Genomic DNA, 26,566 nt, shown 5'->3' on the forward strand with positions numbered 1-26,566 from the left:
TTATAGAAGGATACCCTCCTCCTTTTTAATCTATCATATAAAACTGCACCTATTATCCTTCCACCTTCACCTCCAAATCTTGGTATAATACATCTATATCTATTTTTTAGAAAGCAGGTGGATTGGTTATGAATATAATCGTATTTGGTGCTTCAGGTGGGACAGGTAAAGAAGTAGTTAAACTTGCTCTTGAGGAAGGGCATCGTGTTACGGCTTTCGCTAGAACCCCTTCCAAACTCTCCATTCAACATCCTCATCTTCAAATCATTGAAGGAAATGGCTTAGATCGAGAACTCGTCATTCGAGCAATGAAAGGGCATGATGCTGTTATTTCTACACTAGGGACAGATGGTTTAAAAAAGACCACTACCTTATCTGAAATGACATCTAATATTCTTGAAGCCATGAAAGTAAACGGAATAGAGCGGATCGCTTATACAGCCTCCGCTGGAATTGAAGATGAAATTCCAGGACTTACAGGATTTATGGCTTCAAAGATCTTAAAAAATGTATTAGCTGACCATAAACGAGCCGTTGAATTATTGAAACAAAGCGGTAAAGCATGGACCGTTGCCAGACCTTTACGCTTAGACGATGGAACACGTACAGGGGAATACCGCATGGAATCAACCGGAGTTCCTCATGGAGGAAAACGGATATCTCGTTCAGACGTAGCCCACTTTCTATTGGAATCCGTAGTGAAACAAGACCATATTTACCGTTCTGTTGGACTAGCTTATTAATTGTTTGGCTCTGTTCAAGAATAGGGCAGGATTGTTGAAGACTCGAAGCTGAGACACTCGGTCGACGGAGATCCCTTGCCAGAAGAGAGGTTGGACAGGCTTGGGGACAACTCGCTTTCCTGCGGGGAGCTGGGAAGCCTCCTCAATCGCTACGCGCTTTCCGGGGTCTCCCCTAGGCTCCTTTCCCGCGGGAGTCTCGCAGTCCCCAAGCCTGCCCTGACGTTAATGAGGTGAACGGATCCTCTTATTAAGTTGCCCTTAAGCCCCCTACCTCACAAATATGGCGTGTTTCCGTCACTCCCCATTTGGCAAAGGTGGGCCTGGAAATTGCGAGACTCCTGCGGGAGAAAGAGGTAGACGAGACCCCGCAGGGTGGTTTTCCCGAGGAGGCTGTTAAAGATAGAGGAAGTTCGACTAAGACCGTCACGTCCTGTGACAACGTCGAACGACCCCACATCGTGTGGGGCCGCGGAAAGCGAGTGATTTCCAGGCCCCCCTTACTCTCTATTCAAGCTGACGGAAACGTCTCTATCTATAGCAATGCATGACCATCTCGGATTCAAGTCTTCCACACAAGGGGGCTTATATGGAACAAAATCAACACTAAACATTAACAGAGCCATTTGTTTAAATAAATCTCAAAATTTTCTATTTCCCCTTCTCTCTGGTATGATATTTAGGAAGTCGAAATATCGTCTGGAACGAAAGAAGGGTACAAAATTCAGAATCAAGAAAAGATATCGAAACAGAACTTAATGATTATGTGGTTTGCTAACTTTTTTATCGCTGGTAGCATGACAATGGTTATGCCGTTCTTATCTCTTTATATTGAATCATTTGGAAATTTCTCAGAAGCCTATGTACAACGTTGGTCCGGATTAACGTTTGGAGTTACGTTCTTTACCGCATTTTTATTCTCTCCTATTTGGGGAAGAATTGGGGATCGATACGGCCGGAAAACGATTCTTGTTCTATCGGGGGTAGGGTTGGCTGTAAGCGTCTTACTTATGGGATTTGTGTCATCTGTGTTCCAACTATTTATTTTACGATTATGTATGGGGGTATTTACAGGATTTATCTCAACCTCACAAGCTCTAATTTCTACGCAAACCCCTAGGGATTTGTCTGGACAGGCGCTTGGTACCCTACAGACAGGAAACGTCACCGGTAGTTTAATGGGGCCTTTGTTTGGAGGCGTGCTAGCAGATTCCTATGGATTCTCTAGCACATTTCAGCTCACCTCTATCACGTTATTTATCGCTGCACTCTTTGTATTGCTAGGGGTTAGAGAGTTTCGCATCGAAACAGAAGATGAGAAACAAGAGACGTATTCACGAAAAGAGGTCATTCGTCACATTCTCTTAAATCCTATACTCGTTACCGTTATGATCGTCTCAATGTTTGTACAAATCGCCCACTTCAGCATTCAGCCTATACTTGCTTTGTTCGTAAGTGAAATTCATGGCACGGCTAATTTAGCCTTCTTCTCAGGGATCGCTTTCTCTGCAGCAGGGGTAGGAAATTTACTTATGGCAAGAAGATGGGGGAAAGTCGCTGATTCTGTAGGATATGAGAAGATTCTCGTCTTCCTACTCCTTGCTTCAGGTATTATTTATTTACCAGGAGCCTTTGTAACAAACATTTGGCAACTTATGATCTTACGCTTTCTACTGGGCATTACGATTGGAGGCATTATCCCTGTTCGAACAGCCTATATTCGTCAGGTGGCTCCGGTTTCTATTCAAGGGGAAGTGCTTGGCTATAGCACAAGCCTCCGCTTTCTAGGAAACATCATCGGGCCGGCACTTGGTGGCTTACTGGCAGGGGCTTACGGGTTTACCTCTGTTTTCTTTACAACAACCGTACTCTTGTTACTAAGCGGGTTAAGCCTCGCTCTTATGATGCAGAAACAACCATCTACTGTAAATCGATATGGTTAATATCGATCTATCCTGACCAAAGCGCCGCCCTCTTATGCTTTATGCATAAGAGGGGCGCTTTTTGTATGTTCAATGGCTGGACGTCCAACAGAATAATACTCCATATTCTGTTCCCTTACCTCATCAAGAGAGTAACAGTTCCGTCCATCAAACAGAATAGCCTCATTCATCAACTCATCATAAAAGTGTAGTGGAAGTTCTTTAAACTCCTCCCACTCCGTGACAATCGCGGCTAGGTCCGCTCCAGCTAAGGCTTCCTTCACATTAGAGGCAAATGTAACAGCCGGAAACTTTTCCTTTGCCCTTGGCATGGCAACAGGATCATATGCCGTAATGAAAGCTCCTTCTCGTAAGAGTCGGTCCAGGATCACCAGGGAGGCAGCTTCTCTTAGGTCATCGGTTCCTGGTTTAAAAGCCAGACCAAGAATGGTTATGCGTTTCCCAACTAAACTTCCACAACGCTCCTTCATTTGATCCACTATTTTATTTTGTTGCTTATTATTCACATGAATAACGGACTCCAATAAATCAAATTGGTGTTCCACATTACCTGCCATTTGGACAAGGGCTTTCGTATCTTTTGGAAAACACGATCCACCATAGCCTATTCCAGCTTGAAGGAAGGATGAACCAATCCGACGGTCCATGCCCATGCCTTTCGCGACAGCCTCTACATTTGCCCCTACTTTTTCACAAATGGATGAAATTTCATTAATAAAACTAATTTTCGTGGCTAGAAATGCATTAGAAGCATATTTGATCATTTCAGCGCTAGCTAGATCCGTTGTCATCATAGGAATATCAAAAGGAGCATACATCTCCATCACTGTTTGTATTGCTTTTTGATCATCAGAGCCTATTACAATACGATCTCCTTCAAATAAATCCTTTAGGGCATTCCCTTCCCGTAAAAATTCCGGATTGGACACCATTTGTATAGGGAAAGGAGTTTTAGCTTGTATATAGTTTTTTACATTTTGACATGTCCCGACTGGAACGGTGCTCTTTACAACTACTGTTACCTCTTGATTGATTGTCTGTGCGATTGCTTCTGCTGCTTCATATATATACGTAAGGTTTGCTGACCCATCTGGGTGCTGAGGGGTCCCAACGGCAATTAAAATTATTTCGGATTCTTGGATATCCTCATATTTAGAGGTGAATGAAAGTCTTTTCTGTTTTTGATTTTCTTGAATCATTGGCTCAAGGGAGACTTCGTAGATTGGTGAACGACCTTTTTGCAAAAGATCGATCTTTTCATGATCTACATCTAAACACGTTACTTCATGACCAATATGAGATAAACCAACTCCTGTTACAAGACCAACATAGCCTGTTCCCACTACCGCAATCTTCTTCATTTCTGTTCCTCCTCACTTTCCCTATTTAAGCATAAGACATAATAGTCTCGTCAATCGCCACCTCATATTGAAGCAGTAAATCATCAAAAATCGACGTCCAAGAACACCCTTTAGCGTACAGGCGCGCGCGTATCTCCATTTCCTTTAAAAGCTTTTTGTTAAAAAGCAAATCAGATATAGCTTCAATAAACTCATCCACATGTCCAGGCGTACATAATTTCCCCGTCTCATTATGCGCAATAATGCCCTGTACACCACCTGCTTGAGCTCCAATAACAGGAGTGCCTGCAGCCATAGATTCAAGTACAACATTCCCGAACGTTTCTGTACTAGAGGGAAACACCATCAGTGTCGAGGTCGCATAAATGCGCGCAAGATGCTCACCTTCTACATAGCCAGTAAACGTCATATTTTTCGGGGCTGCTGCTTTTAACTCACAAGCGATTGGTCCATCACCTGCAACAAGCCAATGAACTTGTTTCTGAAGGGAGGGAGGAAGGGACTCTGCAATTTTAAGAAACACATCCAGATCTTTCTCTGGCGCAAGTCTTCCCACATAGGTCAATATATAAGGCTCATCAATGTTATACATTTCACGAACAGCTGTGTGATCGTAATCAGGATGGAAGAGCTGACAGTCTACTCCTCGACTCCATATGCTTATATTTTGGAATCCTCGTTGGATTAAGTCTCTCTTGGTCTCTTCTGAGGGAACAAACGTCTGTCTGAAAGGTGCATGAAACCATCGCATGTATTTCCAAATCCATTTCGATAAAATGTTCAAATCATAATATTGCAAATAACGATCAAAGTTTGTATGGTAGGAGCCGACCATTGGAATACTTAATTTCTTACCGTAATAAAGACCTGCAAAGCCAATATTAAATGGTGTAGCAATATGGATAAGATCAGGCTGAAAGGCTTCCAATTGTTTACGAATTGTAGACAGGTTCGGTAATGATAATCGACATTCAGGATAAAGATATAAAGGGACGCTCTTAAAACCTTTTACTTGCTCCGTATTTACACTTTGCTGATTTCCATCTGGTGCAAAAATGATGTACTCTACATTTTGATGATCAAGGTAATTTACAAATCGTTGAAGCGTTTTAGCAACGCCATTCACCTGAGGAGTAAAGGTATCCGTAAAAAGTGCAACTCTCATTATTCTTCCTCCCTGCCTTCCCTGTACTCAGAAAAGTTTTTGTTACTATAAGTATAGAAATGCTTTATGGAGAAAGAATCAACTTCCTGTAAAGATTGCTTCATGAACTTCGTCAAAATCCGATCTTTTCATCCATCCACATGTGGATAACGTTTCATTCATATTATTCAGATGTGGATTTCTGGGGATATCAATTCTAATACATGAGAATACCCTAGTGGATATGTTAAAATAGAGTAAAATGCTCAGAATAAAGGAAGTGACATCATGCGTGTCGTAAACAATATTGCTGATTTAATCGGAGAGACGCCTTTAGTCAAATTAAATCGAATTGTACCTGAAGGTAGCGCCGATGTTTATGTGAAGCTAGAGATGTTTAACCCAAGCGGCAGCGTCAAAGATCGTGCTGCGTATAATATGATGGTCGAAGCCGAAAATGCCGGTTACTTGAAAAAAGGTTCTACTATTATTGAGCCAACGAGCGGAAACACAGGAATCGGAATTGCTATGAATGCGGCAGCTCGTGGCTACCGAGCAATCTTAGTCATGCCAGACACCATGTCGCAAGAGCGTATTAATTTATTAAAAGCATACGGTGCTGAAGTCGAATTAACCCCTGGTTCAGACAAGATGCCAGGTGCTATTCGACGTGCTGAAGAGTTAGCAGAACAGATCGAAGGATCATTTATTCCGATGCAGTTTAAGAATATCGCTAACCCAAATGCTCACCGAAATACAACGGCCCGTGAAATTATTGAAGCTATGGATGAGATCGGTAAGCCTTTATCAGCTTTCGTAGCGACAGCCGGAACGGGAGGAACTGTAACAGGTACAGGAGAACCTTTGAAGGAACATTATCCTGATTTATCTGTGCACGTTGTTGAACCAGAAGGATCGCCCGTTCTCTCAGGCGGAAAGCCAGGGAAACACAAATTAGTTGGAACAAGTCCTGGATTTATCCCTGAAATTTTAAATCAAGAAATATACGACGAAATCTTTAAAATTACGGATGAACAAGCTTATGACGTGACTCGCCGACTTGCCCGCGAAGAAGGTATATTAGTTGGGCCTTCAGCTGGTGCAGCAGTTTATGCAGCGATAGAAGTAGCAAAACGTAAACAACCAGATGAAGCGGTCGTAGTGATTGCACCTGATACTGGTGAGCGGTATCTTTCTGGTGATCTGTTCCGTTTTTAATCATTATAAGGACACATGAAAAGGACGAAATCGTACACGATTTCGTCCTTTTTTGTTGCTTGAGCTTCCCAGACTTCCCTCTTATTGTCATGACCTCTAGAGCATATCAAACTGCGCCCTGCAAATACTACAAATGGGACATAAGAGCCTATAAACCAGGGAGGTCATAAATATGCAGAAGAAATTTGTTTACGCCCTAACCGCTGTTCTTTCATTAGGGGTTTTAGGAGCTTGTAACAATACAGATACCGAAGAAAGCTTAAATGATACAAACAACTCTAATGTAGAGCGCCTAACGTTTGAGAATCAGGGAAATGGTGATTCATATAGCGCCAATGATGGCAATGGCCGTTTTAACGTTGAAGGAGAAATGCGCCAGTACACCATCCCTGGCGGAGATATGAATGGAATGCGCGAAAACGTAGAAAAGTTTGTACCAGATCAATTTGAACAATATATGCAAGACGGAGAAAAGCGCCGTGAATATCGTCAAGGTAAAGGCGATGGCAATGGTCAAACCCAATACTCACAGCCTGACCAAAACCAAACACCAAATCAAAATAATCAAACGCAACAAAAACAACAAGCTCAGGAACAAAAAGAGCAAGCAGATAAAGCTGATAGTGAATTTAAAGCTAAAGTTGTTGAACTAACGAACAAAGAACGTAAAAAGCAAGGCCTTCCAGCTCTAAAAGCAGACGCTGAACTACGAGGGGTTGCACAGAAAAAATCTGAGGACATGGTAAAGAATGATTACTTCTCTCACAACTCTCCTCGCTATGGCAGTCCATTTGAAATGATGCAAAACTTCGGGATAGATTATAAAACAGCAGCTGAGAACATCGCAGCTGGCCAACAAACTCCAGAGAAAGTTGTGCAACAGTGGATGAACAGCGCAGGTCACCGTAAAAACATTTTAAACAAAAACGTAACACACATTGGTATTGGTATTGCTGAAGGTGGAGAAATGGGTATTTATTGGACACAGATGTTTATTCAAAAATAAATTGGAACAACAAAACCTCAGAACTCATGGTGAGTTCTGAGGTTTTAATGCTTTTTGTGGTCAATGTTGCTTCGTTTTTGTCATTTCGATCTGCGGTTACGTCATTCCGACATCGCTTTCGTCACTGCGTATGCTTTTATGACACTTCGCGCAAGGCTTTGGTCACTCCGTTTCACCTTTTCATCACTTCTGGCTATAGTTACGACACTTCGACATCGCTTTCGTCACTCCTCCGGGCCTCTTTGGATATAAGTAAAAGACCCCCTCGAGTTCATCAACTCAAGGGGGCCTATATTGTTTATCCTTGCTGTGCAAGTTCTTCTTTGCTTTCTAGCTCAACGACATTGCGTTGTTCGTTCTCGCGGTTGACGGTTTTTACATCTAGCTTACCATCAAACTTCTCACCTTCTTGAGTTGTGAATGTAACATCCACATCTTTATTCTCGTCTTTTCGATCTTCAAACATTTCATATTGCTCTACGTTATTTAACGTTAAGTCACAGTGTTTCTTTCCATCTACTTGTGTAATCACATACGTTCCATGAGCAAATCGGATCGATTCGCCGCTTTTAGTCATGTATACATCTTTTAATTCTTGTTCTTTTGCTGGCATTCCTTGATCCCTCCATGAAAAATTTGTTTCGTACTGTCTTCAATTGACGTTTTCCTCACATTTTAAACCTGTTTAGGCGCTGCACCAACTTCAATGGGTCCCCATATGATACTAAAAAGCTTGATATGGGAGGCTTTTGAACAAGGTGAACAAACTTCCTTTTTTTCACAAACCGTTAGCTCTTTTTTTATTAGAAATGTGTGAAATTACGTACGAGCAATACAAACAGAAAGGGCTATTTGCTATTCCGGAGGGATTTACATTAGTGGAATCTTTCAAAGCTGCCTCCATACAGGAGATGGAGTGGTTCGGATTTATCATTGAAAGCGATGACGCTGTTGTGATTGCATTTCGCGGCACTCAATCAGAACCCGACTGGATTGCGGACGCGCGGGTGTATCAAACGCCCTTCCCTTATCTTAAAGACGCCGGTCTAGTTCATACAGGGTTCTTAACTGTTTATGATTCCTGCCGAGATTCAATTTTTGAAGCATATAAAAAGGTGTCACCTCATAAGACCCTATATATAACCGGTCACAGTCTTGGTGCAGCATTGGCCACCCTTCATGCACTCGATGCAAGGGTACACGCCCCCTTTGATCAAGTCGTCATGTATAACTACGCCAGCCCTCGTGTCGGCGATAAAGAATTCACGATTCAATACCGTAAACAAGTTCCCTTAAGCATCCGTTTCGTAAATGTCCATGACATTGTCACCAAAGTCCCTCCCACCATCATCTATTGCCCTATTACGAAACAGGTTTGGTATTATGCCCATGTGAAATCTCAAAGCTCATTCTCTATCCAAACAGAAACCATAGCAGGCAATCATAGCCTCGTCACATACAAGAAAGGAATCGAGCGATTTATGTAACAGATGCCTAGTCTGCAAAATTGTACAAAATTCTTCTTCATTTGGTATAACTAAACCTCAGATTCCCGCATACAATATATTAGAATATTCAGATAATATAAAGTTAGGGGCCCCTTCTCTATCCTTTGTCGGTGAACATGAGCTTCGTGTAATCAATCCTTAGAGAGGTGTGACGAATATGTTATCGATTAAGACCCTGAAGCCCTTTTATGTTAAACAAGAAACACGAAACATCCGAATTATGCTAGCTTATCAATATTTCACCATTCACATTGATGGGGACGTTTATCAATTTGTTCCTGTTGAAGGTCGAGAGATCGTGGTAAATCGCAAAACAAAACGAATTGAAAACGAGAAAGACATCCTCGTTTTCCAAAAAGGCAAACATATGATTCAGATTTCCATTGCAGAACTATTAGATATTCCGGAATTCTTAACACACGTTCACTCTATTGCCCATCGTTATTTAACAAAGCAGCTACCTGTAACATTAGAGAAGTCAGGTGATGTTATTTATGAATTAGAACGCCAAAATGCTATGAGACTTATTGATCAAGCCATTGATCACAATGATAAGGAAGCATTCTTAGAACTTTGCGACTATATGAATGAGAACTTCAAAATCTCTCATGAAACGCAAAAATAACCCCGATCACTTCAGCGCTTTTTATTGAGGAAGTTAAATCCACTCGAAGGAGCGTTATGAAGTGATGGGGTCTATTTTTTACTTATACGTATAAGAGTCCGAGGAAATCTCTTGAATAAATCGACTAGGTTCTTCCATTGTCATCAACGTTAGTTCGTGCATGGCTCTAGTACAAGCTGTATAGAATAACTTACGGTCCAGTTGGTGCTGATAATTTTTATCTGACGCATTATAGAGGACCACAGCATCAAATTCAATTCCTTTTGCTAAATAAACTGGAATAACGAGAATCCCTTTCGTAAACGTGTACGTGTCTTTATCCATAAGTCGGACAGGAATGTCACAAGACGTTAGCAACTCATAGGCTTCGCGACTTTCCTCTGCTGTTTTACAAATAATTGCGATGGTATCATACTTCTTCTCCCCAAGGCGGTACAACTCTTTTATTAATGTGGCCTGATGAACGTTTTGATCGTCTGTACGTATAACAGATGGAAGTGAGCCTTCTCGGTTAAATGGTTCAATGGCTTCACCACCTGGAATCATCCCTTTAGTGAATTCAATAATTTGGCGAGTAGATCGGTAACTTCGCAGGAGCGTCATATATTCGGCACGCTCTTCTTTATAAAGATCTTCTGACAGAAGCGATGGTGCATGAAGGGTATGAGCGTATATAGCCTGGTTGTAATCCCCTAGTATTGTCATACGGCTATAAGGAAAGAGTTTTTTAAGAAACGCAAACTGGAATGGTGAATAATCCTGCGCTTCATCAATGAATAAATAACGGATATGGTTATATACGTGCGTTCCTTTAATTAGATCTTCTAAATACAGAAATGGCGTAACGTCTTCATAAAACAAGTTTCCACTTTCAATGTTCTCTCTTGTTACCTTTGTCGCCTTCTCGGAAAGGCCTGTTTCTGAATGAAAGAGTGCTGTATAGATTGCTTTCATATTCAGGAATTTTAGTTCCTCAATTTTTCTCTTTATGGGTTTCGTGTATTTCTTCACGATGGCTTTTGAAAGTAATCTTCTCTCTAGAACTGCGTCGTCAAACGTTTCTGAATTCCCTCTATATCCTGCTTGCAACTTCTGATGGATTTTCAAAAGTTCTTCTTTCCCTAATAGCTCTATTTCTTCGTCAACCCATTCCTTTGAGCGTTCCTTCTTCTCATAGGCTTCTACCTGTTGAATGAGCCATTCATTCACCATTTCAAGTTTATTTGGCATTGATATGAAAGGATCCAGATTATAAAAGTAATCATAAATGTTCTTTTTTGAAACAATCGTTGATCCACGAAACTTTATGTTTTTAAAGACCAATCCATCCTTAGACAAAGATTCTGCATACTCATCAACGTCGTGTTTAAACTGAAGTGTCGCCTTATATTGGACGCTTTCTAACCTTGTCTTATATGCATCTGTTTGATCTGCTGTAAGCAGGTATTCGAGTTGATCATAAGCATCTTCAAAATGGAGTCTGGATTCTAATCGATAAGCCATATACTCCTGAAAGGTTGTTTGTTCAATGTTTTCCTCTCCTAGTTCAGGAAGGACATTGGCCACATAGCTGTTAAACATAGGGTTAGGGGAGAATAACATCATTTGATCTGCTGTAATCTTTGTTCGATACTGATAAAGTAAGTAAGCAACTCGCTGAAGCGCTGCCGATGTTTTCCCACTGCCAGCAACACCTTGCACGACCAAATAGGGGCGCTCATCGTATCGGATGATCTGGTTTTGTTCCTTTTGAATGGTAGCAACTATACTTTTCATTTGTGTATTGGCGTGGCCCCCAAGCACTTCTTGAAGAAGCTCATCACCGATTGTTATCCCTGTGTCAAACATCCCCTTAATCTGCCCCTGACGAATGATGTACTGGCGTTTCACATCCATGTTCCCCTCTATCGTTCCTTCAGGTGTTTCATATTCTGCTGGCCCTGGAGAATAGTCATAGTAAAGGCTTGATATAGGGGCCCTCCAATCATAAACAAGGAAGTTCTCATCATTACGATCCATTAAAGAGGAAATCCCTATGTATACTTGATCGGTTTCATGCCCATTATCTTCTGTGAAATCAACACGACCAAAATAAGGGGAGTGCTTCATTCTCCTTAACGTCTTCAACTGATCATACACGTGTTTATGGCTCCGTTCCCGTTCCCCAAGCAATTCAGCTTGTTGCCGAAGACTGTTGTACGTTTCCATGATGTCATCTGGCTCATCAATATTGACTGTTACGTCTTCCCAAAAGGTCTCCCTAAGCCCTATTACCTCTTCTTTTACATCCCCCGCTCGATCTTCTATACCTTCTATTTTCTGTTCAATATCTTCAATAACTCCATCGACTCGCTCTTGTTCCCGTTCCCACTCATTTTTTGGAGACAAAGGAAACTCCCCCTTCAGTTAAATGTCTTTTAGTGTTTTTTTATTCTTTCTAGTGTAAGAAAGCTAAGACGTTGTTCAAATACAACCATTAACATAGCCGTTTCAAACCATCCTTATTCCCCCTCAATCAACTGCCTGTTGACCAAATTGAACATCTACAAGACTACGGTAAAATCCATTTTGTTCCACCAATTCATCATGGGTTCCTCGCTCGATAATAGAACCGTTCTGAAGCACGATAATTTGATCTGCTTGATAGATTGTATTCAACCGGTGGGCTATGACAAAGCTAGTACGTCCTTTCATTAATGTCTTTAAAGCATCATTAATTTTCATTTCCGTCAACGTATCTATACTACTTGTCGCTTCATCTAGTATCAGAATAGAAGGATCTTTAACCATAGCTCTGGCAATTGAAAGAAGTTGCCTCTGTCCCTGGCTGATACTTGACCCAGAAGATTGCAAAACTGTATCGTACCCATTTGGAAGCTTACATATAAAAGAATGAGCATTTGCTTCTCGAGCGGCTTGCTCCACCTCTTCATCTGTTGCCCCGAGTCTTCCATACCGTATGTTTTCCCGAATAGACTTTTCAAATAGGAAGGAGTCTTGAAGCACAACTGCCATTTGCTCTCGTAAACTTTCCCTATTTACTCGTTTCGTATCCTTTCCGTCAATGAGAATCCTTCCACTATCAGGATCATAAAAGCGAAGCAGTAAAGATATAATAGTTGTTTTGCCGGCTCCTGTTGGTCCAACTAATGCGACTGTTTCTCCTGGTTTAGCATGAAGCGTTATCCCTTGAAGAGTCGCTTGATCCGATTCATAAGAAAACGAGACGGATTCAAACCGGACATCTCCTTTTACAAGTTGTAAGCTTTCTTCTTCCTTTTCCGTTTTCTCAGGCTCCTCATCCATCACTTGAAAGACTCGTTCAGCACCTGCAACAGCCGAAAGAATCATATTAAATTGATTCGCTAAATCGTTTAAAGGTCGAGTAAATTGTCTTGAGTAGGTCGTAAAAGTAACAATGACTCCCACAGATATAGACCCTTGAACCGCTAAGTATCCACCAGCTCCTACGATAATGGCGAAACTCACATTATTTAGCATGTTCATGAGTTTCGGAATAAATCCAGTATAGGTCTGTGCCCAATACCCCGCTCTCTTTAACTGCTCGTTTTTCTCATTAAATTGATCAATGGTTTCTTTTTCACGTGAGAAAAGCTTTATGATGGAGTGACCGCTTAATGATTCCTCAATATACCCATTCATATCCCCTAGATGCTTTTGTTGGTCTTTAAAGTAAACGCTCGTGCGTTTCGTGATCCATTTCATTCCGAAGATCAGAATAGGCACAATCGTTAATGTGAGTAGGGTTAAAACTGGACTCAACCAAACCATCATTCCTATTGTTCCTACAAGTGTTAAGATACTTGTCGTAAATTGAATAATGGATGAATTAAGCGTTCTGCTGACATTTTCCATGTCGTTCGTGAGACGGCTCATTAATTCTCCATGTTGTTGTTTTTGAAAATAAGAAAGAGAAAGCTTCTGCAAATGTGCAAATAAATGATTTCTTATTGTATATACCGTATGTTGCGAAATCCCAATCATCCAATAATTTTGTAAAATCAGGGTCACCATTTGAAAAATATAAATGGCTGCTAATCCTAGGAACAATTGAAACAAAGTTGTCGTCTCCACTTTCGCAATAACACGGTCGACCGCCACCCCTAATACATAAGGCCCTACTAAAGAAAGCGTAGAACTAATTACCACCATTAGCATGACAAGAACAAAACGTTTTCTTTGCCCAGCTATATACGTCCATACTCTCTTCAATGTAGCTTTTAAGTCGTTTATTTTAGGAGGTTTCTGTCCCATTCTAGAATGAGGATGAGACTTAGGAGTTCTCGACATAATGAACCTCCCCCTTCTTTTGTTGAGATTGATAAAGAGTTTGGTAAAATTCATTGTTAGCAAGTAATTCTTTGTGGTTTCCAACTCCTTCTATTTTCCCTTCATGAAGAAGAAGGAGTTGGTCAGCTTCTTTGACCGAACTTATTTTCTGGGCAATAATAAAGACGGTGTAAGGAAGGTCGGTTAACTTGTTAAGGATATCGGATTCTGTCTTCGCATCTAATGCACTCGTGCTGTCGTCTAGAACTAAGATGTCAGGTTGCTTCATAAGCGCCCGCGCTATACAGATTCGCTGCTTTTGTCCTCCCGAGAAATTCACACCCTTCTGCCCAATCTTCGTCTCAAAACCATGCGGAAGCTCTTTGATAAATTCGTAAATCCCTGCGTCCTTTGTCGAATGAATCAATTCCTCTTCCGTTCCTTCTTTGTTGCCCCACAGTAAGTTTTCTCTTATCGTTCCAGAAAAGAGATGAGCCTCCTGAGGTACAACCCCAATTTTATCTCGCAAATCCTCTACTCTGATATCCTGACTATCGACCCCGCCAAAAGAAATTGTTCCTTTCTGAGGCTGATAGAGACGAGGGATAAGCTGTGCGAGCGTCGTCTTTCCGGATCCAGTTTCACCAAGGATTCCAAACATTTTTCCTTGAGGCACTGTGAAACTTACATCCTCTAGAGCAGGATACTCACTTCGTGTAGGATAAGAAAATGAAACATGATCAAACGTAACCGCTCCTGACTGATAAGTAGATGAATTTGGATGTCCATCATTTCTTGGCTTTTCTTCTAAAATGGAAACAATTCGTGAGATTGATGCTCTCCCGCGTGAGAAAAGCATAATTAAGAACGAGAACACCCCAAATGAGAACATAATTCGCATTCCGTAATTGAGTACAGAGACCACTTCTCCTGGCTGCGCTTCTCCTCCATTTAGTTGATATGACCCTAACCACAAAATCGCAATTAAACTCATATTCATCCCAAACATAATCATTGGCATCGTTACTTCCATAAGGCGGAGAGCTTTTGTATTCGCTTCTTGTAAAGGCCCGTTCGCTTCTTCGAATTGTTTCTGTTCGAAATCACCACGATCATAGGCTTTCACCAACCTCATATTAAATAAATTCTCTCTTAAACGATGATTGACTTGGTCCAAATTCGTTTGAACAGACCGAAATCGCTTAACCCCTTTCACCATCACAAGGACCATACATCCAAGTAAAAGAGGAACAGCCAACAACAAAACAGTAGCTAAACTCGGCTCAACCAAAATGGCCATTACAAGTCCAAACAGTATAAATAATGGAGCGCGCAACATAATTCTCATAGCCATGAATAAAAGGCTTTGCAGTTGCGTAACATCGCTTGTCATTCTTGTAAGTAATGTAGACAGTGAAAACTTCTGAAGCTGAGCAGGTGTAAAGTATTGTATCCTTTTAAACATTGCTTCCCTCATATCACGCGCTACGCCTTGACTGACATTTGCTGCAAAGAACGAGTTGGTAATTCCTGCTGTAAAAGCAAGAAGAGATAACCCAAGCAGGAGCCCTCCCCATCCAGCGACAGCTGAAAGATCTTGCTTTAGGACGCCACGGTCAATAATGATCCCCATTATTAAAGGTTGAAGAAGCTCAACAACTAACTCCAGTAGCATAAGAAGGAGAGCAATAACAGCAGAACCTTTATAAATCTTTATGTAGGAATAAATAATACGCATTATGTACCCACCTTTCCTTTTACATAATATTCAAACATCTTTTAGTAGAAAGGATCTACAAACAAACGTTTAAGTACTAAAAAAAGGTCTGCAATCGGACACCTTCAGACCCTTACACACCCTCTATTTAGTTAGATCACCCTTGAATATCTTGGTACGATTTCGATTTCTTTTTTCGCAATTTGAGGAGTCTTTCACCTCTCTCAATTGCCCATTGAAATGCTAATCCATGAAGCACAACCCCCATAATAGATGTACACACAAGCATGACAACCGATTCAGTCCTTAAAGAAAACCCGCTTTGATGTCCGAAAAACATCAGTTGCCTGCCTACCATTAGAAGGGCTTCAGAGAAGGAGATTCTTCCTGCTTCTAGCACCCACAACGTGAATGATTCAGCCCCCAAAATAATTAGAAAGAGTCCAAAAATAAATACTTTAGACTTATACGTGAGCTTATTAATGAAGGGCTCAATATAATATTTTGTGATTGTTTTAATACGAAACAAGTAAATAATACGAACAATCCGTGCCATTTGAAAGAATTGATCAATTGGGATAACGGCCACCACTAAAAAAGGGTTTTGTTTAACGAATTTCCACTTATCCTCTTCTAACAATAGACGGACCAGGAAATCCGTCATGAAGATTCCCCAAACCACCCAGTTGATTACAGAATCATAGGGGCGATCGCTCCATAACGTCATAATAGTTGCTATAACGAGCAGAATCATGATTCCCTCATACGTACGCTTAAAGATTCTCATAAACTCGTCCTTTACTTAACCTTTTGATAGTAGTATATCACGATGATTAAGAAACGGATCCATTCATATGGAAATTATTCTTTCCTTGGTTTTTCACTTTATAAAGAGACTGATCAGCCTTCCTCACCAGTTCATCTGCTAAAACACCATGTTCTGGATATATACTGACTCCAATACTTGCCTGAATAGGAATCTCGATCCCCTTTTCGCAAAAAGGGCTTTCGTTAAATCGGTTTAGCAATGACTGCGCCTCTCCTCTTACAAATTCAAGAGAAGGGATATCATCTAAACAGATGACAAATTCGTCTCCTCCTAATCTGGCAGCAAACCCTTTGCCCTGGACAAAGTCGGCCACTTCCTTAGCCACATGTCTTAAGAAGCCGTCTCCGACAGTATGCCCGTACAGATCATTAACTTGTTTAAATGAATCTAGGTCAAAGAGCATAATCGCAACATTTTGTTTGGCGCTCGATTGAATTCGCTTTTCCAATGATTGATAAAAAGACCTTCGATTGGGCAATTGTGTTAAGGAATCATGATAAGCTAGGAAAGAAACCTGCTCCGCTTTCTGCTTCTCAGAGGTAATATTCCGTATAATAATCATGAAATACGGCTGTTGATCCACAAATAAGAAGTCTCCATCAATTAGTAAATGACGGGTTTTACCGTCTTTTACACTCTCAATTTCTGCCTCGAACTGTCGAACGGGCTGTCGTTTATCAAATATTCTATGATAAAGATCTATCCATTCTTCTTGATGGGTAGCCTGGTAAGCTTCAAACACATTTCGATTGCGAATGTTAGCATCTTCTAAAAAATACTGAGCTGTTGGGTTTGCTTCCTTAATAATACCTTTACTATCTACTAATAGAATAGCGTTAGGATTCAAGTTAAATAGAATTTCGTAACGTTTCGAATAGGAAGATAGAAAGTCATATTTGAGCATCGCAATCCTTAACATGAAACACCAGACCACACCTGCGAAAATATATGGACGCGGAGGTAACCACTTTCCAAAGTCAATATAACCAAATACGATATTCCAAAGTAATACAAATATAAATGAATACAATAGAATATCCATTATACGTTTACGTTCCAATGATTCAATCACTTTTCTCTGCTTTAAAATCATATAAATAAAAAAGACCGTGAATAGATTTCCTGTTGTAATAGATAAATAATAAGCTGTATCATGGATCGGCAGTTTCCAGATCCTTTGCTGAACAAAGCCTTGGCTAGTGAACACATGGCTCAGGAGAAATACAGATAAGCAAACAATAAAAACAGGGACATAATAAATATATGGTCGTAAGCGGACGGGTATTCGTTGTTTGAAGGAGGTCACTTCAGCTACAAAGTGGAAGCCGAAACTGATCAGGAAGGCGCCAACACAGCCATACCAAAAGTTCATTACGGATGCACTGTATTGGATAGGTAGTAAATGCCGTATATATTCTTCTAAAAACAACAACACAAACCATAGTACAATTAAACTAGCTAAGCGATGAATCTTACTCTGAACATTACGAAGAAGGACTTCAATTGCCATATAAAATAAAAATAAGATAGGGATTAAATAGATAAAGATACTGGTTATAATCGATTCGACAGTCATACTACACACATCTCTTCATTAGTTTTCATGCAATGCTCTTAGATTAGCATGAATTACTCATACAATTAACTTTAAACCCTCTACTTAAACCAATTGATGAGCAAAAAGAACTACATCAAATAAATATAATTGCATAAAAAGACCGAACCCCCTCTAATACGCATTTTCATTTTAATTAAAACTCATGTATGTTACAGTATTTCGAGTATCGAAATAGTAAAATCTCAGGAAGGCGGAAATCTATGCAACAGGAATCACTCCCTATTATCAAACAAGGATATTTTAAAACGATCTTAATTCTTAGCATTGCTGTTTGGCTTGTAGTGATGAACACAACCATGTTCAACGTTGCCCTTCCTAACGTGCTAAGTGATTTTAATCTGTCTCCTTCACAAGGAGCATGGATTGTATCAGGATATTCCATCGTTCTAGCCATCTTTACAATTACTTATACCCGTTTAAGTGACTACATCCCTCTTAAACGCTTACTTATGATTGGTGTTGTTCTATTTGCATCTGCATCCGTTTTTGGGTACTTCACACAAAATTTCATCTGGCTCATGATTGCTAGACTCGTTCAAGCCGCAGGTGCAGCGGCAATTCCAGGACTTTCATATGTATATGCCGGCCGTTTCGTTCCAGGGCATCACAGAGGACGTGCCATGGCCTTTATTGCTTCAGCATCTTCTCTTGGTTTCGGACTCGGTCCTGTTTTCGGTGGAGCGATTACGGATTACTTAAACTGGAATTTCTTATTTGTATTCACGTTACTCGTTATTCTCTTGTTACCCGTTTTAAATAAACGATTACCCGAAGAGTCTTCTCAGCCTGGACAGTTCGATAAAGTGGGGGCTATTTTAACCGGGTTATCTGTTACTGCTTTGCTCTTATTTATATCCACTATAACGTGGTACTATCTAGCAATTGGTTTGGTGTTAGCAGGCATGTTATGGTGGCATTTAAATAAGAATAGTGCTCCATTTATTCAGCCTAAATTAATTCGAAATAAATCCTACCGATTGATTGTTTATATGAGTTATTTAGGATTTACCACTCATTTTGCAATCCTCGTCTTGATGCCTTTAATGCTGAAAAATGTATATGACAAAAGCCCGACCACCGTAGGGTTGATCATCTTCCCAGGAGCTTTCCTTTCAGCTCTTGCTGCTGTTTATGTAGGACGTCTCATAGATCGATACGGAAATATAAGGGTGATGTTTCTCGCTCATGTTCTTCTCACAGGATCGACGATCATTTTTTATTTCCTATCTCCTGTAAATGAATATATGATTATGTTTGGCTATATGTTTACTAGTTTTGGATTCTCTAGCCTATCGTCTAGTTCTACGAATGAAGTATCTACCTTTTTACCTTCTACCCTAATAGGTTCCGGTATTGGTCTTAAACAACTTGTACAGTTTGTTGGTTCTGCCTCCGGGCCAGTACTTGCTGGTTTCTTCTTAGAATTTGGGGATGAACAGTATTCCATCGCTTCTTTCCAGAATACTTTCTTGTTTATTCTTGTGCTCATGGTTTTATCATGTCTCATTTTTTGGCAGGTGTTTAGAAGATCCGAAAAGATAGAAGGGTAAGCTATTTCTATAAAGTTACCCATTCTTCAAAATAAAAGCTGTCCCTAAAGGGACAGCTTTTATTTATGTTTATGGGATATCATAGCCCTGGGAGCTCGTGTAGATTTCAAACCATTGGTCTTTCGAGAGCGTAAGATCAAGTGCAGCTACAGCTGACTTAATACGCTCTATTTTACCTGATCCTACAATCGGGATAACCTTTGCTGGATGAGCCAGTAACCAGGTATACATAACTTGATCAATTCCATCAGCGCCAATCTCTCCGGCTACTTTATCAAGAGTAGTGCGTAATCGAATGGCTCTCTCACTATCACTTGTGAACACATCCCCACCACCAAGAGGAGACCAAGCCATTGGAGCCAATCGTTTTTCCATACAAGTATCGAGGGTTCCGTCATGAATATTCTCCAGATTGTAAGGGGATAATTCAATTTGGTTTGTAACCAACTCAACATCTAAGTAGGACTCAAGCATGTCTAATTGATGTTTTTTGAAATTTGATACGCCAAAATGACGCACTTTTCCAGCGTCTTTTAATTCTCGAAAAGCTTCCGCCACTTCTCTAGGATCCATTAATGGATCAGGTCGATGAATAAGTAACAAGTCGATATAATCGGTTCCGAAAGCTTGCAACGAATTCTCAACGGATTTCAAAATGTGAGCTTTACTTGTATCATAGTGATGAGATTGATGCTCTGGACGATTCTCAGATTCTAAAACAATCCCACACTTTGTAACAAGCTCCATTCTCTCACGCAATTCAGGTTTAAGAGCGAGCGCTTGTCCGAATAATGGTTCACATGTATAACTTCCATAAATATCAGCGTGATCGAATGTCGTAATCCCCAATTCTAAACATTGTTCAATCAGCTCGACTACTTCTTCATTCGAATAATTCCAATCACTTAATCTCCAATGTCCATGAACAATTTGAGAAACTGATAATTCTTCAGCGAGTTGAATACGATTCATAGATTAAACTCCTCCAAATATGTATATACTTCCCCTTTATCGTACTCCCTTTCCCCTAAAAACGCGAGGAAAGCGCTTCATTAAGATAAAGCGTGCCAGACACCCTTTAGCTGGATAAAGGGTGTCTGGCACTTGTTAAATTCGGACAGTTCCGTTTTGGCTTTGATAGATTGAATCAATCAGTTTAATGTTTTCAAGCGTTTTAAATTGTAATGCATCCATTGGTTCATGATTCTCTACCATTCTTTCAAATGCTTCGATTTGAAGAGCATACTGATCTCCTTCTTCTACAACTTCTCGTTCTCCATCATTAGTAGATATACGAATGATCCCTTTATGATCATTCGCATCTGGACGATAAGCATGGGGAACAGTAATTCTTCCTTTTGTACCAATAATTTCATACTCATTCCGTAATGGTGTGTTGAAACTACAGTCAACTTGTACCAAAACGCCATTTTCAAGCTTCATTGTTACAAGCGAAGCTAGATCTACCTCATATTCCTCATCGACATTTGATATAGACTGAACATGGTCAGGTTTACTGCCCAATAAATGAAGAGCAGAATGAGTACCATAACAACCTACATCCCAAAGCGCTCCTCCCCCTTTTTCAGGATCGAGACGAATGTTGTAATGACTTCTGTCAAAGCTAAAGGAGAAACTGGCCTTCATTAATTCCACATCTCCAATTTCACCTGATGCTATAATCTCTTTCACCCGCTCATGTTGAGGATGGAATTGATACATAAATGCCTCTAAGAAAATGACGTTATGGTTCTGGCAGGTCTGGACCATTTCTTCTACGTCACGATAGCTTAAAGCAGCAGGCTTCTCACATAAGATATGTTTTCCGGCCTGAGCCGCCTTTAAGACCCATTCTTTATGAAGATGATTAGGTAAAGGAATATAAACAGCCTCAACTTGGTCATCATTCAATAATTGCTGATAACTACTATAAGCATTTGAAATATCAAAATGCTTGGCTACTTCCTCTTCTTTTCCACTGCTACTTGCTACAGCCACAACCTCAGATCCATCTGTTCGCTGAATAGCTGGAATTAAAGCCTTCTTCGCAATATTTGCTGTTCCTAAAATGCCCCAACGCATGCTAAAACCCTCTCCTTTTATAATTTAATCGCCTACATTTTTCCTCTTAACGCATATACCCGTTCTTGAGCCCTTTCAAATCTTGCTATTTAATACTAAACCTCTGCTAACCCATTTGTTCAAAAAAGTAAGGCTGTAGACTCAAATGTGAGGTACCTGCGCGACCGTTCTCCCATTTATGATAGGGCTGGCTGGAGGACTGCGAGACTCCCGCGGGGTAAGGAGCCTATCTAGTTCTGGCGTGGAGGACCTAGCGAGATAAGCCATCTTTTTTACAAAGGCTTATCGCCTTTTCCAAAAAGCTGTCTTATCCGGCCCCACACGACGTGGGGTCGTTCGATGTTGTCACAGGATGTGACGATCTTAGTCGAACTTCCTTATATATAAAGGCACCACGCCTGCACTTTTAAACCTAGGGAAGACCCCACAGAGAGCGATAGCGAACGAGGAGGCTTCCCAGCTCCCCGCAGGAAAGCGAGTGGTCCTCCAGCCAGCCCAAGCCCTTTTACGGTTAAGGTCCCCAAAAGCTAACCTAAGCCTCAAGGATTACGTATAAGGAGGCTTATGCGGAGGGGGCTATTTTTTCTGTTCGAATTTACAAAACATATTTAAAATACAGAATCTTATAGTAAAATAAGTAAAAGGTTGAATGACCGATTATGTTAAAGATTGGAGTTAACTATGAAGGATTCTGTGTTTACATCATGGAGTATTTGGACAACTATTGCTCTTATCTTGATGGGAATTACGATGCCCCTTTGGTTAAGTATTGATATGGTTGGCTTGACTTCTGCGATGGAGGAGTTGAACGACGATCCGTCCGGAAGTACGCTTATGATGACAGCTTTTACACTTGTTATGTTAAATACCATTCGTGCGCTTCCTCATTATCTTGGTGCTTTATTATTAGGGGATATACTTGGGAGAAGGTTCGAAAAGCCGTGGTTAAAAGTTGTGGTTCCATTTGTTGTGATTCCGCTTGTGTATGCTTCCATTAATTCATATAGTGCGGTGAATTATCACTTCGGAGGTCCCGCCTTTTTGATTTTAATGTCTATCGTTTTAATGCATATGTTGAGCCGCGATCAACTAAGACCGGTTCTCAAATCATTCGTACTAGCTCAGTTATTATTTGGCTATCAATGGCTAGATACCGTTACGTTTTTAACACCATTTGGCTTCGGAGGCGGTGCTATATCTTCAGAACTTAAAGACATTGCCGTTTCTCTTAATTTCGGGGGGACTCTCTCTTTTTATAGTATCGTTCTGTGTTCCATCTTTGTGATCAATGCGGTTATGCTCGCCGTTTACTTAGCTGTGTCTGCTCAAAAATGGAAGATTAAACAGGATTTAAACCGTGCTAGAGGAGAAATGATCGAATCAAGATCTGGTCGAGAAGCCCTTCATCTGGTACATGATTTAAAAACTCCTCTTGCTCTTATTGAGGGACTGAATTCATTAATTCAGATGAAAACGAAAAACCAAGAGATCCTCGATTATACAGACAAAATCTCTGAATCCATCCAATCTACCAGTAATATGGTATCTGAGATTTTGTATGATGAGAAGAAAAACTGGTGCAGTATGAAGCGGTTGATTGAATATATACGAGCTAACAAATTAAGCTACGCTGACATTTCGTTTGAGTTCGAATTAAATGCTAATGAACATACTGAAGTACTCGTAAACAAAATCCGGATGACTCGGGCCATGGTTAATTTAATTGATAATGCCTGTGATGCTGTAGAAGGAGTCCCTAATGCCCATGTTATTATCAGAACAGAAGAACACGGGGAAGAGATATGGCTAGGCGTTGAAGATAACGGAAATGGAATTCCAAAGAAAGAACAACAGAAGATTTGGAAACCCGGTTTTAGCACGAAGAGCCACCCTGGTTTTGGGCTAACGTTTGTCAAAAACGTTGTAGCCGAACACGATGCCTCATTACATATCGAAAGTGATAAAGATCGAGGAACTTTATTCTGGATTCAATTGCCAAAGGAGCGTGTAAGTTATGAACATTCTAATCATTGATGATGATTCGTCCCTACGTTATATGTTACAAGAAATCTGTAATCATGCAGGTTGGGACTCTAAAACAGCAGAAAACGGAAAACAAGGTGTCGACCTCTTTAATAAAGGTTCCTTTGACTTAATTTTGGTAGATTATCATATGCCAGAGATGGACGGACTCCAAACCGTTAAACAGATACGCAAAACCAATTCGTCTATTCCTATTCTGGTACTAACAGTAGACGAACGTCAGGAAATTGCCGATCAATTTCTACAAGAAGGTGCCACTGACTTTGCCCTAAAACCCGTAAAAGCACCAGACATGATCTCAAGAATCCAACTACACGTCCAGCTCTCAAATATTAAAGAAAGCCAAAACCAAAACGACAACGTCTACAGTACAAAAGGCATCAGCAAAGGAACTCTATCCTACGTAGAAGAATACCTAAAGAAACAAAACGAAGCCACCTCCGTAGACGAAATATCAAAAAAAGTAGACCTAGCCTACCCAACCGTCTACCGATACGTCATGCACCTACTAGAAGAAGGCAAAGTAAAACAAGTCGTAAGCCACCAAAAAATTGGCAGACCGAAGAAATTGTATCAGTGGTATACACTATGAAAAGCGCAGGCGACTGTTCAGCTTAATAGGAAGTTCGGTTAAGACCGGCACGTCCTGTGCCAACACCGAACTGACCTGCATCCTGCAGGCCCGCATAAGCAAGCTGCTGTAAGTCTGCGTAGCAGACTGGAAGTAGATTGCTTATGACGCTAGGGGCTAGGAGCCGGAGCTAGATCTAGAAAAGCGCAGGCGGGGCGCCCAGGAAAAGAAGAAGTTCGACTAAAACCGTCACGTCCTGTGACAACGTCGAACGACCCCACCTCGTGTGGGGCCGGATAAGCAAGCTGCTGCAAGTCTGCGTAGCAGACTGGAAGTAGATTGCTTATCTCGCTAGGCCCTCCCCGCCGGAGCTAGACATGGAAAGCGCAGGGAGCTCGCCCAGGGGCGTACAGATAAGCAAAATGCCGGAAGTGGCGAGTAGCCACTGCAGGTAGTTTGCTTATCTCGCTAGCCCCTAGCCCCCGGAGCTAGATCATGAAAAGCGCAGGCGATTGCCCAGCAAAAGAGAAAGCTCAACTAAAACCGCCACATCAATAACCAAATCTAACTTTCACCAACAAACAAATCGCCCTATCATTCAAGAACACAAAAAATCCCCAAGCTAAGCTTCATCACTTAGCCTGAGGGATTTTTTCATTTTTTTCTCTTTCTTTACTCAGCAAACTCTCGTTACAATACAAATTATCATTCAATTATAAAAATTAAAACATCAAGAAGGAGCCTGACGATTATGGAACATTTCGGAATCTTATCATTACTACCATCCGTGGTTGCCCTCACGCTAGCCATTTGGTCAAAACGCGTAATCCCGTCTCTACTTTCCGGGATCTTAGTTGGTACTGTAATGATTGATATACAAGCAAACGGCGTATTACATTCTATTTTTTACTCAATCGTTAACCTATTTGGCGCTATCGCAGGTCATCCTGCTAACCCTGAGGAAGGAATTAGAGGGATGGGCATTGTGAAAGGAGCTGGAAGAGCAGAGTTAATTCTAGTTGTCTTCCTGCTTGGTGCATTTATTGGAGTATTAAATAAATCTGGCGGAGCCTACGCCTTTGGAAATTGGATTGCTACAAAAGTTAAGGGTAAGAAAGGGGCTCAAGTCTCTACTGCTGTTATGGGCAGCTCTCTTTTCACAAGTGCTTATTTTAGCTCCTTAGCAACAGGTACCGTATTTAAGCCAATCTATGACCGTATGAAAATCTCACGCGAGAAGCTTGCTTTTTTCTTAGATTCTACTTCTTCTCCTATTAACGTGCTTGTCCCTATTTCAGGATGGGTGGCATTCATGGGAGCTTTAATGGTCGATAACATCCCTAGTGTAGAGGATCCGATATTAGGAATCGCCAAAACGATTCCCTTCAACTTCTATAATATCGTCATCCTAATCATGGTATTTTTATTTGCATCAGGGAAAATCAAAGACTTTGGACCGATGAAGAAGGCTGAAGAACGGGCTCAACAAGCTCAAACTGAAATGCCTAAGCAAAATTCAGCTCAAGCTGAAATGGCAGCCAGTACGGAAAAGGCAGACCATGCATCTCCCATGGATATGGTTCTTCCATTAGGAGTGACAATTGGCACTCTAGTATTTCTTGGGTTGTGGAACTACACGCTTCCTTACTTTATCGCTATAGAGAAGTTGCCCCTAGATGGGAATAAAATGTTGTTAATCAGTTTTTCTCTAGGAATCCTAACAGCTTTCTTCCAATATACGCTCACGAAAAAGATGTCACCTATTACATTCTTAAATGAATTATTTGAAGGCAGTAAAACGGTAATCCTTGGCGGAATTATTATTATCCTTGCCGTTACATTAGGAGACATCATGCGCGCCACTGCTCCAGAGGGAACTGGTGCTGCTGCCTTTATTGAAGAAGTGGCAGGCGGGGTAATTCCTTCATCTATGGTGCCCGTTTCATTGTTTATTTTATCTGGTTTTGTCGCTTTCTCTATGGGAACATCGTTTGGAACTTGGGCCATCATGATGCCAATTGGTGTATCCCTATTGCTCGCTACAGGAGGCGATCCTATCTTAGCGGCAGCCGCTGTCCTTTCAGGTGGTGCCCTTGGAGACCACACGTCTCCAATATCTGACACTAGTATTATGTCATCAGTAGGAGCTGATTGTGATCATATGAGTCACATCAATACACAGCTCCCGTACGCACTTACCGCAGCCGGAGTTGCTTCTGTACTCTTTCTCATTACCGGATTTATTATGTAAATGCTAACTCCTACCTTTATGGTAGGAGTTTTTATTGCATTCTCATTCAAAAAAAGTTGCGGTAGAATGT

General features: G+C 40.9%; 20 protein-coding genes. 10 read left to right on the top strand and 10 right to left on the bottom strand.

Annotated elements, in window-relative coordinates; all coding sequences use genetic code 11:
* Nucleotides 1–128 precede the first annotated feature (128 nt).
* Both IEW76_RS03155 and IEW76_RS03160 read left to right on the top strand, forming a co-directional pair.
* Nucleotides 129–743, top strand: a complete 615-nt coding sequence (locus IEW76_RS03155) for an NAD(P)-dependent oxidoreductase (RefSeq protein ID WP_188650844.1) — start codon at nucleotides 129–131, stop codon at nucleotides 741–743.
* Nucleotides 744–1,498: 755 nt separating this feature from the next.
* Complete coding sequence (locus IEW76_RS03160; RefSeq protein WP_188650845.1) at nucleotides 1,499–2,683, top strand: MFS transporter; 1,185 nt, start codon at nucleotides 1,499–1,501, stop codon at nucleotides 2,681–2,683.
* Nucleotides 2,684–2,715: 32 nt separating this feature from the next.
* Here the strand turns inward: IEW76_RS03160 and IEW76_RS03165 are convergent, their stop codons facing one another.
* Together IEW76_RS03165 and IEW76_RS03170 are read right to left on the bottom strand one after the other, a co-directional pair.
* Nucleotides 2,716–4,044, bottom strand: coding sequence for a UDP-glucose dehydrogenase family protein (locus tag IEW76_RS03165; RefSeq protein ID WP_188650846.1), 1,329 nt, complete (start codon nucleotides 4,042–4,044; stop codon nucleotides 2,716–2,718).
* A gap of 25 nt (nucleotides 4,045–4,069) precedes the next feature.
* Nucleotides 4,070–5,209: a glycosyltransferase family 4 protein gene (locus IEW76_RS03170; RefSeq protein WP_188650848.1), complete on the bottom strand. Its 1,140-nt coding sequence runs from the start codon at nucleotides 5,207–5,209 to the stop codon at nucleotides 4,070–4,072.
* A 267-nt stretch (nucleotides 5,210–5,476) separates the two neighbouring features.
* Between IEW76_RS03170 and cysK the strand changes: the two genes are divergently transcribed.
* Nucleotides 5,477–6,406, top strand: a complete 930-nt coding sequence (cysK, locus tag IEW76_RS03175) for a cysteine synthase A (RefSeq protein ID WP_188650850.1) — start codon at nucleotides 5,477–5,479, stop codon at nucleotides 6,404–6,406.
* Between the two features lie 172 nt (nucleotides 6,407–6,578).
* Nucleotides 6,579–7,412 carry a CAP domain-containing protein gene (locus IEW76_RS03180; protein WP_229721108.1) on the top strand — a complete coding sequence of 278 codons (834 nt, stop codon included), beginning with the start codon at nucleotides 6,579–6,581 and terminating at the stop codon, nucleotides 7,410–7,412.
* Between the two features lie 298 nt (nucleotides 7,413–7,710).
* On the opposite strand, the gene IEW76_RS03185 is transcribed toward IEW76_RS03180, so the two are convergent.
* Nucleotides 7,711–8,025: a hypothetical protein gene (locus IEW76_RS03185; RefSeq protein ID WP_188650853.1), complete on the bottom strand. Its 315-nt coding sequence runs from the start codon at nucleotides 8,023–8,025 to the stop codon at nucleotides 7,711–7,713.
* A 196-nt stretch (nucleotides 8,026–8,221) separates the two neighbouring features.
* Here IEW76_RS03185 and IEW76_RS03190 point away from each other — a divergent pair, with 196 nt between their 5' ends.
* Nucleotides 8,222–8,899, top strand: coding sequence for a lipase family protein (locus IEW76_RS03190; protein ID WP_188651125.1), 678 nt, complete (start codon nucleotides 8,222–8,224; stop codon nucleotides 8,897–8,899).
* Nucleotides 8,900–9,077: 178 nt separating this feature from the next.
* The gene (locus IEW76_RS03195) at nucleotides 9,078–9,545 is read left to right on the top strand and encodes an IDEAL domain-containing protein (protein ID WP_188650855.1); all 468 of its coding nucleotides are present in this window, start codon (nucleotides 9,078–9,080) and stop codon (nucleotides 9,543–9,545) included.
* Between the two features lie 78 nt (nucleotides 9,546–9,623).
* On the opposite strand, the gene helD is transcribed toward IEW76_RS03195, so the two are convergent.
* The 5 genes from helD to IEW76_RS03220 form a co-directional block, all read right to left on the bottom strand.
* Nucleotides 9,624–11,933, bottom strand: a complete 2,310-nt coding sequence (helD, locus tag IEW76_RS03200; protein WP_188650857.1) for an RNA polymerase recycling motor HelD — start codon at nucleotides 11,931–11,933, stop codon at nucleotides 9,624–9,626.
* Nucleotides 11,934–12,056: 123 nt separating this feature from the next.
* Nucleotides 12,057–13,856, bottom strand: coding sequence for an ABC transporter ATP-binding protein (locus IEW76_RS03205; protein ID WP_188650859.1), 1,800 nt, complete (start codon nucleotides 13,854–13,856; stop codon nucleotides 12,057–12,059).
* Nucleotides 13,840–15,573, bottom strand: coding sequence for an ABC transporter ATP-binding protein (locus tag IEW76_RS03210; protein WP_188650861.1), 1,734 nt, complete (start codon nucleotides 15,571–15,573; stop codon nucleotides 13,840–13,842). The genes IEW76_RS03205 and IEW76_RS03210 overlap by 17 nt, the downstream gene beginning before the upstream one ends.
* Nucleotides 15,574–15,709: 136 nt before the next feature.
* Complete coding sequence (locus IEW76_RS03215; RefSeq protein ID WP_188650863.1) at nucleotides 15,710–16,339, bottom strand: transporter; 630 nt, start codon at nucleotides 16,337–16,339, stop codon at nucleotides 15,710–15,712.
* A 46-nt stretch (nucleotides 16,340–16,385) separates the two neighbouring features.
* Nucleotides 16,386–17,957: a diguanylate cyclase domain-containing protein gene (locus IEW76_RS03220; protein ID WP_188650866.1), complete on the bottom strand. Its 1,572-nt coding sequence runs from the start codon at nucleotides 17,955–17,957 to the stop codon at nucleotides 16,386–16,388.
* A gap of 242 nt (nucleotides 17,958–18,199) precedes the next feature.
* Between IEW76_RS03220 and IEW76_RS03225 the strand changes: the two genes are divergently transcribed.
* Nucleotides 18,200–19,549, top strand: a complete 1,350-nt coding sequence (locus IEW76_RS03225; RefSeq protein WP_188650868.1) for an MFS transporter — start codon at nucleotides 18,200–18,202, stop codon at nucleotides 19,547–19,549.
* Between the two features lie 69 nt (nucleotides 19,550–19,618).
* On the opposite strand, the gene IEW76_RS03230 is transcribed toward IEW76_RS03225, so the two are convergent.
* Together IEW76_RS03230 and IEW76_RS03235 are read right to left on the bottom strand one after the other, a co-directional pair.
* Nucleotides 19,619–20,521, bottom strand: coding sequence for an aldo/keto reductase (locus tag IEW76_RS03230; protein WP_188650870.1), 903 nt, complete (start codon nucleotides 20,519–20,521; stop codon nucleotides 19,619–19,621).
* 135 nt (nucleotides 20,522–20,656) lie between these two features.
* Nucleotides 20,657–21,631 (bottom strand): Gfo/Idh/MocA family protein, encoded by a 975-nt coding sequence (locus tag IEW76_RS03235; RefSeq protein WP_188650872.1) that lies wholly within the window; start codon nucleotides 21,629–21,631, stop codon nucleotides 20,657–20,659.
* Between the two features lie 681 nt (nucleotides 21,632–22,312).
* Between IEW76_RS03235 and IEW76_RS03240 the strand changes: the two genes are divergently transcribed.
* From IEW76_RS03240 to IEW76_RS21050, 3 genes are all read left to right on the top strand, one after another.
* Nucleotides 22,313–23,665, top strand: a complete 1,353-nt coding sequence (locus IEW76_RS03240; RefSeq protein ID WP_229721109.1) for a sensor histidine kinase — start codon at nucleotides 22,313–22,315, stop codon at nucleotides 23,663–23,665.
* Nucleotides 23,646–24,266 (top strand): response regulator, encoded by a 621-nt coding sequence (locus IEW76_RS03245; RefSeq protein WP_188650875.1) that lies wholly within the window; start codon nucleotides 23,646–23,648, stop codon nucleotides 24,264–24,266. Before IEW76_RS03240 ends, IEW76_RS03245 begins: the two co-directional genes overlap by 20 nt.
* Nucleotides 24,267–24,966: 700 nt before the next feature.
* Nucleotides 24,967–26,496 carry a Na+/H+ antiporter NhaC family protein gene (locus IEW76_RS21050; RefSeq protein ID WP_373285942.1) on the top strand — a complete coding sequence of 510 codons (1,530 nt, stop codon included), beginning with the start codon at nucleotides 24,967–24,969 and terminating at the stop codon, nucleotides 26,494–26,496.
* The last annotated feature ends 70 nt before the right edge of the window (nucleotides 26,497–26,566 follow it).

This window comes from Pontibacillus salipaludis (assembly GCF_014642405.1).
Lineage (GTDB): Bacteria > Bacillota > Bacilli > Bacillales > BH030062 > Pontibacillus > Pontibacillus salipaludis.

Coding starts and splice junctions, on each gene's coding strand:
- IEW76_RS03155 (WP_188650844.1), top strand. CDS start 129: ATGAATATAATCGTATTTGGTGCTTCAGGTGGGACAGGTAAAGAAGTA.
- IEW76_RS03160 (WP_188650845.1), top strand. CDS start 1,499: ATGATTATGTGGTTTGCTAACTTTTTTATCGCTGGTAGCATGACAATG.
- IEW76_RS03165 (WP_188650846.1), bottom strand. CDS start 4,044: ATGAAGAAGATTGCGGTAGTGGGAACAGGCTATGTTGGTCTTGTAACA.
- IEW76_RS03170 (WP_188650848.1), bottom strand. CDS start 5,209: ATGAGAGTTGCACTTTTTACGGATACCTTTACTCCTCAGGTGAATGGC.
- cysK (WP_188650850.1), top strand. CDS start 5,477: ATGCGTGTCGTAAACAATATTGCTGATTTAATCGGAGAGACGCCTTTA.
- IEW76_RS03180 (WP_229721108.1), top strand. CDS start 6,579: ATGCAGAAGAAATTTGTTTACGCCCTAACCGCTGTTCTTTCATTAGGG.
- IEW76_RS03185 (WP_188650853.1), bottom strand. CDS start 8,025: ATGCCAGCAAAAGAACAAGAATTAAAAGATGTATACATGACTAAAAGC.
- IEW76_RS03190 (WP_188651125.1), top strand. CDS start 8,222: ATGTGTGAAATTACGTACGAGCAATACAAACAGAAAGGGCTATTTGCT.
- IEW76_RS03195 (WP_188650855.1), top strand. CDS start 9,078: ATGTTATCGATTAAGACCCTGAAGCCCTTTTATGTTAAACAAGAAACA.
- IEW76_RS03205 (WP_188650859.1), bottom strand. CDS start 13,856: ATGTCGAGAACTCCTAAGTCTCATCCTCATTCTAGAATGGGACAGAAA.
- IEW76_RS03210 (WP_188650861.1), bottom strand. CDS start 15,573: ATGCGTATTATTTATTCCTACATAAAGATTTATAAAGGTTCTGCTGTT.
- IEW76_RS03215 (WP_188650863.1), bottom strand. CDS start 16,339: ATGAGAATCTTTAAGCGTACGTATGAGGGAATCATGATTCTGCTCGTT.
- IEW76_RS03220 (WP_188650866.1), bottom strand. CDS start 17,957: ATGACTGTCGAATCGATTATAACCAGTATCTTTATCTATTTAATCCCT.
- IEW76_RS03225 (WP_188650868.1), top strand. CDS start 18,200: ATGCAACAGGAATCACTCCCTATTATCAAACAAGGATATTTTAAAACG.
- IEW76_RS03230 (WP_188650870.1), bottom strand. CDS start 20,521: ATGAATCGTATTCAACTCGCTGAAGAATTATCAGTTTCTCAAATTGTT.
- IEW76_RS03235 (WP_188650872.1), bottom strand. CDS start 21,631: ATGCGTTGGGGCATTTTAGGAACAGCAAATATTGCGAAGAAGGCTTTA.
- IEW76_RS03240 (WP_229721109.1), top strand. CDS start 22,313: ATGAAGGATTCTGTGTTTACATCATGGAGTATTTGGACAACTATTGCT.
- IEW76_RS03245 (WP_188650875.1), top strand. CDS start 23,646: ATGAACATTCTAATCATTGATGATGATTCGTCCCTACGTTATATGTTA.